Source organism: Streptomyces sp. YIM 98790 (assembly GCF_011421595.1).
Classification (GTDB): domain Bacteria; phylum Actinomycetota; class Actinomycetes; order Streptomycetales; family Streptomycetaceae; genus Streptomyces.
Genome location: NZ_WTLH01000063.1, coordinates 1 through 12,783, shown reverse-complemented (window position 1 = coordinate 12,783; position 12,783 = coordinate 1). Strand labels below are relative to the sequence as shown.

Here is a 12,783-nt window from a genome sequence, read left to right as displayed (position 1 = left end):
GGATGGGGAGAGCAAGCATGCAAGAGTTTCCGCCTCCGCCGCGCGCGGAAGAGTTCAGCGAGCTCATCAAGAAGAGGCTGGAGGAGGCAAGGGCCTCTGGCGGCACCCGCGAGACTGTTTCGGTGGACTGGAACGGCCAGCCCTTGCACGTGGAGGTCATCGACCTCCCGGTGAGTGGTCTCTACTTCAACCCGGGGACCCACCGCATCCGGGCGCAGAAGAGCCACGAGCCGCAGAAGGAGAAGGTGCTGGACTCGGAGCCGTGGAGTACCGAGAGCCAGAGCTACCTGCACCACTTGCTCCAGGCTGACCCCGCTGACCCGCGTCGCCGAGATCCCGACTTCGACAAGCTCAGGGACAGCCTGCAACAGTTCGGCCAGAACGATCCGGGCCTGGTCACTCACTACGGAATCGTCGTCAACGGCAACACGCGGATGGCAGCTCTCCGGGAACTCGGTGAGCAGTCCATGCGTGTCGGTGTCCTGCCTGAATCCTTCACCTGGAGGGACATCAATGCCGTTGAGCTCGCACTCCAGCTCCGGAAGGACCACCGGCGCGATTATTCCTACATCAACCGGCTGCTGGCCATGGAAGAGCAGGCATCGCTGGGCCGTACTCCTGAAGCCATCGCACGGGAGTTCAGGATCAGGCCAGCCACCTACCACCAGGAGCGGTGGATTCTGAGCACTATCCGTGAGCTCATCGAGAGGAGCAAGACAGCCGCCGGCGTGACACTCCGGCTTGTCGATTTCGAGGGAGACCAGGAGAAGCTGAAGGAACTCCACCGTCTGTACGAGAAGGTGGCTGCGACCGACCGGGACCGCGCTGAAGTCCTCAAGGAGACGAGGCTGGCAGCCATACTCCTCGGATTCGCCAAGACGGACATCCGGTATATCGACGATGTATTCGTAGAGAAGGATTACCTTACTGCTGCGCTTCCTTCTGGCCTCACGGCAACGGCAGACAGCGCTGCACCGGCGGCCACCGCGGTGCCGGGTCTAGGGGTTGCGGTCCCTGCGCCTTCAACGCCCGTGCTGGCTGCTCGTGAGCTCAACGACCGTATCCTCCGCGCCAAAGCCGCCACGGCTCCCGCGGGCGGCGAGGGCTTTACGGACGCTTCACGAAGCGAAGCCCAGCAACTCGTTGATGAGGCGAAAGCTGCCTTCGATAACGCTATCGAAGTCGCTGGGCGCGACGCGCGGGTGCGCAAGCGCAAGCAGCTCGCGCCGGCCCGCCTTGCCGATGCCTGTGCTGTTATCGACCAGTGTGTGACTGATCTGGTGCAGGCGCGGGCCACGCGGACCCTTGATGAAGAGGCCTTCGATGAGGCCGTGCTGAAACTCAAGGGAAGCCTGACCAAACTGGCCCAGCAGGCCGCCAGAGGGGGATCTCACCATGGCGACGGAGTGACGTGGCTGGCTGAAGCCGTGGCCCTGGAGACCGCTGATGACTGAGACGGCGGTGAGCGTATCGCTGAGGCTCAGCTTCGATGACTCGCGGACGAAAGCGGTGCTGCGGGCTACGGAGAGCCGCAGTAGCGACCTTGTCCGGCTGATCGGGCGCTTCCGTACCGGCGGGCAGCTTGACCAGCTCTCCGGCATAGTGGAACTGGACGACCTGCTCACCGCTCTCGGGGAACTCGGCAGCTGGCCGGACCCCTCGGGGGTTGAATGGGACGAAGACCTAAGAGAACTGGTCCTCGATGTCCTGCGGGATGCAGAGGCCGTCAAGAAGCGCCTGGACGGCGCCGAAAGCGCCGACGGGGTTGCCGAGCAGAGTATCCCGGGCTTGCTCGGCAGCGACTGGCAGGCAGAGCTGGGCAGGTTCCAGATAAGGGACATCGCCAAACTGCTGTCGCTCCGGCACGGTGCGAACTTCAGTGTCCCAGGCGCCGGTAAGACGCGGGTCGCCCTTGCGGTCTACTCTGCGCTGAAGAGGGACGGGGCAGTCACCCGGCTGCTTGTTGTCTGCCCCAAGTCCGCTTATGAAGCGTGGCAGTACGAGACGGGTGCGTGCTTTGTCCGGCCGCTGCGTACGCAGGTCTTCGACGGGTCTCTCGATGAGTGGGCTGAGGTGCTCATCGTCAACTACGAGAGGCTCGACCGGTCTCTTGCTGCACTGGCTTCGTGGCTCAAAGCAGCTCCCTCGATGATCATCCTCGACGAGGCTCACCGGATGAAGCTGGGCGTACGCGGTACGTACGGTGCTGCTTGCATGGCACTGGGTCCACTGGCACGTCGCCGCCTGATTCTTACCGGTACGCCGGCTCCGAACGGTGCCAGGGACCTGGAGAGCCTGATGGGATTTGTCTGGCCGGGCCATGGCCAGCGGACAGTCCAGCAGGCTGTAGCCGGCGGCGACCTTGCATACGCCAGCACGGTTCTTCGGCCGCTCTTCACCCGGACTACGAAGGACGAACTCGGCTTGCCTCCGATGGAACTCCGGATGCGCTACGTTGACCTGCCGGCGCTGCACAGCGAGATCTACGCGTCGCTGGTCGGCAGCGAAGTCTCACGTCCGGCCCGGGATGATCTGAGCGGGCTGGGACGGACTGCGCTCCGGCTGCTCATGGCCGCGACTAGTCCGGCTCTTCTCGTCGAGGGAGCGACCAGATACGAGCCCCTCGCGTATCAGCTGCCGCCTCTCGACGTGCCGGAAGGGTCGTCACTGTACGGGCTCCTGCAGAACCTGCCGGATTACGAGCTGTCGCCGAAGTACCAGGAGGCGGTGGCCATCGTGGCAGCGAACGCGGCGCGAGGGCGCAAGACCCTTTTGTGGAGCACTTTTGTGCGGAGCCTGACTACTCTTGAACAGCTGCTGAAAAAGTACGATCCCGCTATGGTCTTTGGCGGCTCTGCAGACAGACAGGAGCAGTTGCGCCGCTTCCGGGAGGATCCCGCCTGCATGGTTCTGATCTCGAACCCGGCTACACTCGGCGAGGGAATCAGCCTTCACCAGGTATGTCACGATGCCGTGTACGTTGACCGTGATTTCATCGCGGGGCGGTTCCTGCAGAGCCTTGACCGCATTCACCGGCTTGGGCTGGCTCCGGATACGGAGACACGTGTCACCGTTCTGGCTGCGCGTAACACCATCGACGAAGTGGTAGAGGCCCGGCTCACTGCGAAGCTGGAGTTCATGGGGAGGATCCTGGACGATCCTGCCGTGCAGCAGCTCGCGGATCTGCAGGAAGAGCCTTCTGTCGCAGCTGGCCTCGCCGCCAGCGATGTGCAGGCCTTGCTCAGCCATATGAGCGGGGGACCCGTATAGTAGGCAAACCGTGACGGGCCGTGCCTGGAGCCGGCCGGGCGGTACTGGGAGACTTTCAGCACTTGCCGTGAAGGCTCTAGGCTGACACGGTCCTGCCTCGTGTGCCTCATGAGGCAACTGCCGTACATCTCCCAGGAGGTCTCCCGCCCATGGGCGCCAGTCAGCCAAGCTCTCAGCGTCCCGAGACACTGACCTCCATTGAGATCTGTGCCGGAGCGGGAGGCCAGGCGGTGGGGCTGGACAGGGCCGGCTTCAGGCATCTCGCACTGGTCGAGTACGACCGCGATGCCGTCGAAACCCTGCGTGAGAACGTACAGACGCACCGGTGGGAGGGCTGGGACGGGGGCAGACTCGCCGGCCTGGAGCCCATGGACGTGAAAACGTTCCTCGACAGCCCTCTTCTCAAGGGTCTTGACCTGGGAGAGGGCGAACTGGACCTCTTTGCCGGCGGGGTGCCTTGCCCGCCGTTCTCGCTGGCCGGGAAACGGCTTGGCCGTGACGACGAACGTGATCTCTTTCCCTACGCGCTGGATATTATCGAGGCACTCAAGCCGAAAGCGGTGATGATCGAGAATGTCCGTGGCATTCTAGAGCCGCCGCATGTCTTCATCGAATACCGCAGAGGGATTCTGGAGAGCCTCGCCAAGCTCGGCTACGCTGTTCCTCAAATTGACTGTGAGCTTTCTCCGGCAGATCAGGACCGGGCGATGCGGAGCGTATGGCGCAGGATTGACGCGTATCACTTCGGTGTTCCGCAGTTGCGGCCCCGTGCGGTTCTCGTTGTTATCCGCAGAGACCTCATTGACGGGCCCGAAGATTTTCCATGGCCCCTGCGCATCCATGGTGAGCCCGTCGCCGCTGTTGATAAGCTCAGTCATTCCATGAAGGAGCGATGCCGCGCATTCTGGACAACAGAGGTACGCGGGAAGACGGGCCAGAAGGTGTACGACACCTGGCGTGAGGCTGCTGAGAAGGCCAAGAAGAGCCGCACCCGCGGTGTCGCTCCCACCCTGGTGGGCGGATCCAGGAAGCATGGTGGCGCTGACCTCGGTCCAAGCAGGGCGAAGAAGGCCTGGGAAGCCATGGGAGTAGACGCCAACGGGGTTGCGAACGACCCAGAGAAATGTGATCCAGAGCGCGACCTTTTCCGTCCGGCGGGGCCTATGCTCACGGTTTCCCAGGCCGCAATCCTGCAGGGATTCCCTGAGACCTGGAGATTTATGGGAGGAAAGACTGCCAAGTACCGGCAGGTAGGGAATGCCTTCCCTCCTCCGGTTGCAGAGGCTGTCGGGCGGGCAATTCATGCCGTCCTGCGCCCGGAAAGCCGGGAGGAAAAACTCGCGGACTATGTCATTGAAGGAGAAGGCAGCGCCCCCGAGGTGCCCGCGGAACCGGAGCAGATCCGGGTCTTCTAGTCCGCAGCTTCCTTCCCCAGTCCAGGGGAAGCACGTCTCTTCAGGACGTGGGCGGCGATGATCTCCGCACACTCTTCCGAGGATTCGTGCTCCCAGAACCGGAGCACAAGCCAACCGGCTTCGGTGAGGCGCTTGTCCGTGTCCCGGTCGCGCGCCACGTTCCGTGCGACTTTCTCAGACCAATAGCCCGGATTCGTCCGCGGAGAGACATAGTGTTCTGGGCAGCCATGCCAATAGCAGCCATCGATGAAGACCGCAACTCGTGATGGCCGGAAGACGACATCGGCTGTCCGGCGCAGTTCCGGCAAGGGCCGGGCTGCAACGCGGTAGCGGAGTCCCCGGGCGTGCAACAGCCTTCTGATCACCCACTCCGGCTTCGTGTCCCGCGCTCTGATCGCCTGCATGTTGCGCCGCCGTGCAGCCGACGAAGCCCATGACCCGGGCGGCGGAACCCATGCCTCACCTTCAGACATGCCCCTAAGCATTACAGATGCCGGGCCGCGGGCTGACCGGCCCCCGATGGTGGGTGCCACTGCCTGCTGCAGCCAACGATGGCTCGCGGGCAACGGTGATTCCGCGGAAGAGAGGACCAGGAAGATGGACGGCAGACCCGGGCCTTGGGCGAGGTGGTGTGGGTATGGGGCTTTTGTGCTGGGGGTGGGGCATGCGGGGGTGAGTTTTTATTGGGGGGCGGGGGGTGACTGGCTGCTCGACACGGTCGGGGGAGAGCTGGAGCGGCTGGCGCGGGAACGAGGGCCCGGGATACTCGCCGTGGTGTGGGGGACGGGGGTAGCGAAGCTGTTCGCTGCCGCGCTGGGGCTTGCCCTGGTGCGTGAGTGGGGCCGCGGGCACTGGCGGCGGGTGGTGCTGGCGCCGGCGTGGGCAGCCTCGGCGGTGCTGGTGCTGTACGGCGGGGTGCTGGTGGTGGGGCAGGCCCTGGTGGAAGCCGGGGTGCTGGGGGCGGCGCAGGATGCCGACCGGAAGGCGCTCCGCTGGCATCTGTACCTGTGGGACCCGTGGTTTCTGGTCCGGGGCCTGCTGCTCGGTGCGGCGGCATGGGGGTGTACCCGCGGGCGGCGGCGCCGCACCTGATGAGGCGGGATGCCGCCGGACGGTGCGCCCGGCCGTGGTGGGCCGGGCACCGACCTGTTGCTAGCCGAGCTCGATCTGGACCGTTTGCGCGGTGCCGTCCTGGGCGGTCAGGGTGACGGGGCCGAAGGTGATGATCGGGACGGCGTCGCGCCCGGACCCCCGGTAGAAGCCGGTCGCCCGGGTGACACTGACGGACACCGCCGCGAGCGCGGCGGCCGTCTCCTCACCGATCTGCAGCTTCGGCTCCGTGAAGGCGCTGTGCCCGCGGGCCTCGCCCCACTCCCGGATGCCGGCCGCCGTCCGGCTCATCTCGGGGAGGATGCTCGCGTTGGCCCATGCCCAGAGCCATGAGCCGGCCGAGGGGTTGTAGCTGCCGAGGATCTGCGCGGGCGCGGTGGCGGTCTTGTCCGGGAAGGTCCAGGTGAGGAGGCCGGTCTGCTGATCGAGCCCCCACCGGTCGGCCGTGCCGAGGCCCCAGGACATGTGTGCCTGGGCCAGCTTCCCGATCAGAACCTCGCCCTGTAAGCGCAGCAGGCGCAGTTCGTCCCCGTCGAGGCCGAGCGCACCGGCCTCCGATGCACCGGCCCTGTTGAAGAATCCCATGCGCTCGGAGTCTGCCAGAAGCCGCGCGCCGTTCCCGCCGTCATACGGCCCGGCGGAGCTGTGGGGAGAGGCGGGTGAGAGTGAGGTGATGGCGCGGGCGGGGAGAAGAGGACGCCGGTACCCGGTGGCCCCGGAGGCATGCGCGGGCCGTCCACTGGGGAACATGCCGGGAAGGGACGGACGGCGCTGGCGGCATGACGCAGCGTAAGGGGAGTGCCGGGGGATGGGCGTGTGGGGGCGTTGGCGAAAGTTCACCTGGTGGGCGCCTGGCGGTCACGGGCGCGGGCCCGGCGGTGGGCACATTGGAGGCATGGCAAGGAAATGGTTCGGCTCTGTGGCACGGGCCGAGGACCTGCTGACCGCCTGCGTCAGGGAATGCGGGCGGCATGTGGCCGGACAGGCCGTGGACCAGCGCCTGGCAGCGGCCGTGGGCGCGCTGGTGGTGGAGTACACCGCGCTGGAGCCGGACCAGGAGGCGGCCTACCGCGCGCTGCTCGGCGTCGGCCGCGCCGCCCTGGAGACGGACGAGGTACGGCTCGCCCGGCGCATGGCCGACTCCGCCGTGGCGCTGCGCCCCGGCGACAAGGACGCCTGGCTGCTGCGCGCCCGCTCTCTGGAGCTGGCCGGCCGCGCCGAGGCCGAACTGGCCTGGGAGCGCTACCGGCTGCTCGTGGGCGACGAGCAGCGGCCCGCGCGGGCCGCCTGAGCCGCCCGGACACCGGGCCGGGCAACGGGACGGGCAACGGGACGGACCGCGGCGTCCCGCGTCCGCCCTCGTCCCCGCCCCGCGCGCGGTTCAGGGCAGGCGGCGGAAGAGCAGGTCACGCACCTGGTGACCCTTGGCCAGGCCCTGCCGCTCGAAGCGGGTCAGCGGCCGGAAGTCCGGCCGCGGGGCGAAGCCGCCGTCCGGGGCCGTGTTCTCGAACGACGGGCTCGCGGAGAGGACGTCGAGCATGTGCTCGGCGTACGGCTCCCAGTCGGTGGCACAGTGCAGCAGGGCGCCGGGCGACATGCGGGAGGCGCACAGCTCGACGAACTCCGGCTGGATGATCCGCCGCTTGTGGTGCCGCTTCTTGGGCCACGGGTCGGGGAAGAAGACCCGCACCCCGGCCAGCGCTCCCTCCGGCAGCATGTCGCGCAGCAGGGTGACGGCGTCGCCGTTGGCGATGCGGAGGTTCTTCAGCCCGCGCTGTTCCATGAGTCGCAGCAGATGGCCCTGGCCGGGGGTGTGCACATCGGCGGCCAGGATGCCGGTCTCCGGATCGGCCGCGGCCATCTCGGCGGTGGCCTCACCCATGCCGAAGCCGATTTCGAGGACGACCGGGGTGCCGGGGGGCAGCGGTGCGAACAGCTCGGGCAGGGCGACGGGGGTGCGGCCGTCGATCTCCACCCCGTACCGCGGCCAGAGCCGGAGCAGCGCGTCGCGCTGCGCCTCGGTGACGCGGCTGCGGCGCGGCACGAAGCTGCGCACCCGGCGCTCGTGACCTTCGGCGGGGCGCGGCGAGGGGCCGGTCCCGGGCGGGAACATCGGCGGCTGCGGCTGCGGCTGCGGCTGCGGCCGTGGCTGCGGCAGGGGATGCGGGCTGGGCAGAGTCTGCGGATTCTCGGACACAGTGGGTCCGATTGTACGGCGGCGGCGGTAGGACCCGCCGGGGCGAGCGGCCGACCGGGCCGTCAGCGCCGTCGGGGCCTGCCGGGCCGCCGGCAGGGGGGCGGCCGGTCAGAGCTGGGTCAGCAGCCGCCGGGCGATGAGGCGGCCGATGGGCAGGGAGGCGGTGGCGGCCGGCGAGGGGGCGTTGAGCACGTGCACCGTGTGCGGTGCTTCGAGCAGTGCGAAGTCGTCGGCGAGCGAGCCGTCGGGCAGGACGGCCTGGGCCCGCACGCCCGCCGGGGCGCGGGCCAGGTCCGGCTCGGTGATGTCGGGCAGCAGCCGGCGCACGGTCTCGGTGAAGGCGCGCCGGGAGAGCGAGCGCCGGATCTCCTGGGCCCCGGTGCGCCAGTGCCGCGCGGCGAGGCGCCAGGTGCCCGGGAAGGCCAGGGTGCCGGCCAGGTCGCGGGCACGCAGTGCGGTCCAGTCGTAGCCCTCCCTGGCCAGGGCCGGGACGGCGTTGGGGCCGATGTGGACGGTGCCGTCCATCCCGGCGGTCAGATGGATGCCGAGGAACGGGAACGCCGGGTCCGGCACCGGGTAGACCAGGCCGCGCACCAGATGGCCACGGGAGGGCACCAGCGAGTAGTACTCGCCGCGGAAGGGGACGATCCGCAGGCCGGGCTCGTCCCCGGTGAGCCGGGCCACGGTGTCGCTGTGCAGCCCGGCGCAGTTGACCATGGCGCGGGCCCGGAGCACCTGCCCGGCGGCGGTGCGGACGGCCACGCCGAGTCCTGGCCGGCGGTCGACCGCGACCACCCGCGCCCCGTAGCGCATGTCGGTGAGCGAGGACAGGTGCCGGGCCACGGCGGCGAAGTCGCACCGTCCCGTGGTGGGCACGTGCAGCGCGGCCAGGCCGCGCACGCACGGCTCGTGGTTCACCAGCTGTGCCGGGGTCAGCGGGGTGGCGGGCACACCATTGGCGTTGGCGCGGGCGGCGAGCTCGCGCAGCCGCGGCACCTCCTCGGNCACCGTCCCGTGGTGGGCACGTGCAGCGCGGCCAGGCCGCGCACGCACGGCTCGTGGTTCACCAGCTGTGCCGGGGTCAGCGGGGTGGCGGGCACACCATTGGCGTTGGCGCGGGCGGCGAGCTCGCGCAGCCGCGGCACCTCCTCGGGCTCGGTGGCCACGATCACCTTGCCGGGCTGGTCGTGCGGGATGCCGTGCTCGGCGCAGAACTTCAGCATCTCCTGGGCGCCGCGCACCGCGAGCCGGGCCTTGAGCGAGCCGGGGCGGTAGTAGATCCCGCTGTGGATCACCCCGCTGTTCCGGCCGGTCTGGTGCAGCGCCGGAGCGGCCTCCTTCTCCAGGACGGTGACGGCGAGACCGGGGCGGGCGGCGCGCAGCGCGTGCACGGTCGCCAGCCCGACGATCCCGCCGCCCACCACGAGCACATCGCAGTCGTAGCGTGCCTGTGTCATGTGCGACATCATGCCGGAGAGACGAGGAGGGGGCGGGCAGCCTCCTTGAGCTCTTTGACCTGGGGCTCGTTCTGGTAGGGCTCCAGCCGCTGGAGCAGGTCGCGGACATAGTCGGTGGTGCGGGCGGAGGAGATGCGGCCGGCCACCTCCAGGGCCCGGGCGCCCGCCTCGCAGGCGGCTTCCAGATTGCCGGCCTCCAGTTCGGCCACGGCCGCCACCACCAGGCGCAGGCCGTGCGAGCGGACGAAGGTCTCGGTCGGTTCGGAGAGGGAGTCCTTGGTGAAGCGGCGGGCCTCGGCCGGTGAGCGCAGATCGGTGTAGCACTCTGCGGCATCGGCGGCCAGCCGGTCGTAGGCGTAGAAGTCGAGCCAGCCGGGGTCGGCGTCGCCCTCCCGGGAACGCTCCAGCCAGCTCTCCGCGGAGCTCAGCGCGACCGCGCAGCCCCCGGCGTCCATGGCCTTGGCCAGTGCGCGGGCCTCCACCAGGTGGAAGAAGCTCATGGTCTTGGCGGTGGCCAGCGACCGGTTGCGTTCCAGGGCGGCCTGGGCCAGGTCCACTCCCTCCTCGGCGAAGCCGCGGTAGGTGGCCTGGAGCGACATGGAGGCCAGGACGTATCCGCCGAGCGGGACGTCGCCGGCGGCCCGGGCCAGCCGCAGGGCCTGGATGTAGTAGCGCTGGGCGGCCTCCTGCTGGCCCATGTCGAAGGCCATCCAGCCGGCCAGCCGGGTCAGTTCGGCGGTGGCCCGGAAGAGGGAACGGCCCACCTCGTCGCTGTAGGTGCCCAGCAGCAGAGGGGCGGCGTCGGAGCGCAGGCACTCGGGGACCATGGCGGAACGCCANCCATGTCGAAGGCCATCCAGCCGGCCAGCCGGGTCAGTTCGGCGGTGGCCCGGAAGAGGGAACGGCCCACCTCGTCGCTGTAGGTGCCCAGCAGCAGAGGGGCGGCGTCGGAGCGCAGGCACTCGGGGACCATGGCGGAACGCCAGTCGCCGCCGCCGTACTTGGAGTCCCAGCGGCGGGCCTCGTCGGCGGCCTCGCGCAGCTTGGCCACGTCGCTGTGGCCGACGCGTACGCCGGCGCCGCCGGAGCTGCTGCCGCCGCCGGGCGCTGCGCTGCCGCTGGCGCTGGCGCTGGCGGTGCCGTTGCTGTGGCCGCTGCCCGGGCTGCCGGAGCCGACCGGGCCGCCCTGGGCCCTGGCCTTGGCGGAGCCGTTGGCCGGTGCGGTGCCGTTCTTGTGCCCGTGCCCGTGCCCGTGGCCGTTCGCCGCGTTCGCCGCCGCGCTGCCGTTGGGGTGCCCGTGCCCGTGCCCGTTGGCCCTGGCCGGGCTGCCGCCCGGCCTGCGGGCCGCGTCCGGCGACGACGGGACATCCTCGGTCTCGTTGTGCGCCACCGAGGCGTCCGCCGGGGTTATCAGCCAGCGCGCCGTGGGCGTGGCATAGGCGCTCACCGAGAACGACCCGGCAAGTGATTGCCACACGCCGCGGCCCGGGCCGGAGTCCATGCGGTACAGCTCGCTGGCGTTGCGCACCGCCTCCCGCACGTCGCGCGGGAACGCCAGGCCGACCTCGGGCGCCGGATCGGCGTCCGCCAGCCCGATCTCGTGCAGCGGGACGGGGCGGCCCAGCTTGCTGCTGATGGCCGCGGCGATCAGGTGCGGAGCGACCCCCTGCGGCACCATGCCCTTGGTCACCCAGCGGGCCACCGAGGTCTTGTCGTAACGGAGCGTCAGACCGCGTTGGGTTCCGAGGTCGTTGACGCGTCGGGCGAGGCCGGCGTTGCTCATACCGGCAAGAGCGAGGAGAGCACCGAGTTTCTCGTTCGGCCCGCGTCGCGACCTGGACATACGCGCACCCCTACACACCACTGATGGCCCCGCAACCTGCGCGGGGCACTTGCGTGCTTCCGCCAACCCAGCGTAGTTCGGTGCCTCCTGACCGTTAAGAGGCGTGTTGCGGGATGGCTTGTCTTCTTCGTTCCCTTCGGGGCGGGGCGCGCAATCCGCCGCACGGCGGCACCCCACCGCCGTCCGGACACCCGTACGAGCGCTTCCCTGTGCCCGAAACGTGCTCCGGTCATGTGGCCGTGCGCCCGTTCGTGCGCTCTGTGCAGGTGAGAGGGGTCGGGATTCCATGGGAGACGCGTGGGTCGGCCCGCTGCGCTCTGGAAACAGTGGGCCGGGGGAGATCGTCGTCTCATTCCCCGCGGACGGCGGTCACGGCTCGGGAGGCGACGTGTGCCTCCCGGGCCACAAAACGTCACAAGGCCGGTGGGCCAGGGAGCCACCTCCCTGGGCCTGCTGAAGATTGGCCGAAAATGGCCGGTTTTTGCGCCACGCGCCGGTAGCGCACGCGCGTGCCACGCGCTCCCCGGCGCACAACCGCCTGCCGGGAACGGCTTCCGGGCCGGTTCGTGGACCGGGACAGTACCGGATCGGCCGCCCGGCCGCGGCACCGCGGAAGGTTACGCGCCGTCGGCGGCTTCACCATGCCCGGTTAACTGCCCCCACGTAATGCACCCTTTACGCCCCTCCCATGGCAGCATGGGCTCACCACACCCTGGTGACGCCCGTGAAGCACGGGCCTGATGACTGCGGGGAGGGCGGGGATGCGATGGTTGGTCGGCTGGTGCGGCGCCGCCGTGAGCGCTGCCCGCGACATCCAGCCCCTGGGTGCCCAGGTGATCTGGGACGGGCCCGATCCGCTGTGGGCGGTGGGTGACTGGCGCCCGGACGAGATCCGTCTCGTCTACGCGGACGGCGACACCCATCTCGCGGTCTTCGGCTACTGCGGCGCCACCGACGAGCAGTTGCGCTCCGCCCTGATCTCCGCCCGGGCCGGCGCCCTGCGCCGGCTGACCACCTTCCCCGGCAGTTACACCGCTGTCGCCCGCTTCGGGCGGCGCACCGCCGTCCCCTCCGACCTGGCCGGTGCCCGCCCCGTCTTCCACACCGGCTGGGCCGGCGGCACCGCGTACGCCACCGCTGCCCTGCCGCTGGCCGATCTCACCGAGGCGCAGCTCAACGTCCCCTACCTGGCGGCGCTGCTGGCCTGCCCGGAGGTCCCGGAGGCGCTGGGCGACGGCACCCCCTACGCGGGAGTGCGGCGGGTCCCGCCGGGCCATGCCCTGACCCTGCGCGAGGGCGGCAGCCGGGACACCGCCGACTACGAGCCCGTGGTGAACACGGTGGTCGCCGCACCGCCGCTGGAACGCGAGGCGGCGGTGGCCGGGGTGCGCGAGGCCCTGGTCGAGGCCGTCCGCACCCGGCTCGCCGCACCGCGCCACGTGCCGGCCACCCACGCCCCCGGCCCGGTGCCGGGCATCGGCCCGCAGGAGC

General features: G+C 69.7%; 9 protein-coding genes and 4 pseudogenes. 6 read left to right on the top strand and 7 right to left on the bottom strand.

The window, feature by feature from the left end; all coding sequences use genetic code 11:
* Window positions 1–17: 17 nt before the first annotated feature.
* From GQS09_RS13180 to GQS09_RS13170, 3 genes are all read left to right on the top strand, one after another.
* Window positions 18–1,454, top strand: coding sequence for a hypothetical protein (locus GQS09_RS13180; protein WP_165986233.1), 1,437 nt, complete (start codon window positions 18–20; stop codon window positions 1,452–1,454).
* Entirely contained in the window at window positions 1,447–3,270 is a 1,824-nt protein-coding gene (locus GQS09_RS13175; RefSeq protein WP_165986232.1) for a DEAD/DEAH box helicase, read from the top strand. The genes GQS09_RS13180 and GQS09_RS13175 overlap by 8 nt, the downstream gene beginning before the upstream one ends.
* A gap of 149 nt (window positions 3,271–3,419) precedes the next feature.
* The gene (locus GQS09_RS13170; protein ID WP_165986231.1) at window positions 3,420–4,685 is read left to right on the top strand and encodes a DNA cytosine methyltransferase; all 1,266 of its coding nucleotides are present in this window, start codon (window positions 3,420–3,422) and stop codon (window positions 4,683–4,685) included.
* Here the strand turns inward: GQS09_RS13170 and GQS09_RS13165 are convergent.
* Entirely contained in the window at window positions 4,682–5,158 is a 477-nt protein-coding gene (locus tag GQS09_RS13165; RefSeq protein WP_165986230.1) for a very short patch repair endonuclease, read from the bottom strand. The genes GQS09_RS13170 and GQS09_RS13165 overlap by 4 nt on opposite strands.
* Window positions 5,159–5,282: 124 nt before the next feature.
* Between GQS09_RS13165 and GQS09_RS13160 the strand changes: the two genes are divergently transcribed.
* Complete coding sequence (locus tag GQS09_RS13160) at window positions 5,283–5,777, top strand: DUF3995 domain-containing protein (protein WP_243761370.1); 495 nt, start codon at window positions 5,283–5,285, stop codon at window positions 5,775–5,777.
* A 60-nt stretch (window positions 5,778–5,837) separates the two neighbouring features.
* Here the strand turns inward: GQS09_RS13160 and GQS09_RS13155 are convergent, their stop codons facing one another.
* Window positions 5,838–6,380 carry a DUF6882 domain-containing protein gene (locus GQS09_RS13155; RefSeq protein WP_207957780.1) on the bottom strand — a complete coding sequence of 181 codons (543 nt, stop codon included), beginning with the start codon at window positions 6,378–6,380 and terminating at the stop codon, window positions 5,838–5,840.
* Between the two features lie 310 nt (window positions 6,381–6,690).
* On the opposite strand from GQS09_RS13155, the gene GQS09_RS13150 reads away from it, so the two are divergent.
* Window positions 6,691–7,086, top strand: coding sequence for a hypothetical protein (locus GQS09_RS13150; RefSeq protein WP_165986228.1), 396 nt, complete (start codon window positions 6,691–6,693; stop codon window positions 7,084–7,086).
* A 90-nt stretch (window positions 7,087–7,176) separates the two neighbouring features.
* On the opposite strand, the gene trmB is transcribed toward GQS09_RS13150, so the two are convergent.
* The 5 genes and pseudogenes from trmB to GQS09_RS30960 all read right to left on the bottom strand — a co-directional run.
* Window positions 7,177–7,908, bottom strand: coding sequence for a tRNA (guanosine(46)-N7)-methyltransferase TrmB (gene trmB, locus GQS09_RS13145; protein ID WP_165986248.1), 732 nt, complete (start codon window positions 7,906–7,908; stop codon window positions 7,177–7,179).
* Between the two features lie 146 nt (window positions 7,909–8,054).
* Window positions 8,055–8,979, bottom strand: a pseudogene (gene lhgO / locus GQS09_RS13140) (L-2-hydroxyglutarate oxidase); the annotation flags it as partial.
* A complete protein-coding gene (locus GQS09_RS13135; protein ID WP_165986227.1) occupies window positions 8,925–9,449 on the bottom strand; it encodes an FAD-dependent oxidoreductase in 525 nt (174 codons plus the stop codon). The pseudogene lhgO and the gene GQS09_RS13135, both read right to left, overlap by 55 nt.
* Window positions 9,450–9,457: 8 nt before the next feature.
* A pseudogene (locus GQS09_RS13130) lies at window positions 9,458–10,288 on the bottom strand (MFS transporter); the annotation flags it as partial.
* Window position 10,289: 1 nt separating this feature from the next.
* Window positions 10,290–11,292: pseudogene (locus tag GQS09_RS30960) on the bottom strand (sporulation protein); the annotation flags it as partial.
* A gap of 761 nt (window positions 11,293–12,053) precedes the next feature.
* On the opposite strand from GQS09_RS30960, the pseudogene GQS09_RS13120 reads away from it, so the two are divergent.
* Window positions 12,054–12,783 (top strand): annotated as a pseudogene (locus GQS09_RS13120) (asparagine synthase); the annotation flags it as partial.

What these genes read in the sequence shown, in the direction of transcription:
- GQS09_RS13170 (WP_165986231.1), top strand. Translation starts at nt 3,420, where the DNA reads ATGGGCGCCAGTCAGCCAAGCTCTCAGCGTCCCGAGACACTGACCTCC.
- GQS09_RS13155 (WP_207957780.1), bottom strand. Translation starts at nt 6,380, where the DNA reads ATGGGATTCTTCAACAGGGCCGGTGCATCGGAGGCCGGTGCGCTCGGC.
- GQS09_RS13150 (WP_165986228.1), top strand. Translation starts at nt 6,691, where the DNA reads ATGGCAAGGAAATGGTTCGGCTCTGTGGCACGGGCCGAGGACCTGCTG.
- GQS09_RS13160 (WP_243761370.1), top strand. Translation starts at nt 5,283, where the DNA reads ATGGACGGCAGACCCGGGCCTTGGGCGAGGTGGTGTGGGTATGGGGCT.
- GQS09_RS13165 (WP_165986230.1), bottom strand. Translation starts at nt 5,158, where the DNA reads ATGTCTGAAGGTGAGGCATGGGTTCCGCCGCCCGGGTCATGGGCTTCG.
- GQS09_RS13175 (WP_165986232.1), top strand. Translation starts at nt 1,447, where the DNA reads ATGACTGAGACGGCGGTGAGCGTATCGCTGAGGCTCAGCTTCGATGAC.
- GQS09_RS13180 (WP_165986233.1), top strand. Translation starts at nt 18, where the DNA reads ATGCAAGAGTTTCCGCCTCCGCCGCGCGCGGAAGAGTTCAGCGAGCTC.
- trmB (WP_165986248.1), bottom strand. Translation starts at nt 7,908, where the DNA reads ATGTTCCCGCCCGGGACCGGCCCCTCGCCGCGCCCCGCCGAAGGTCAC.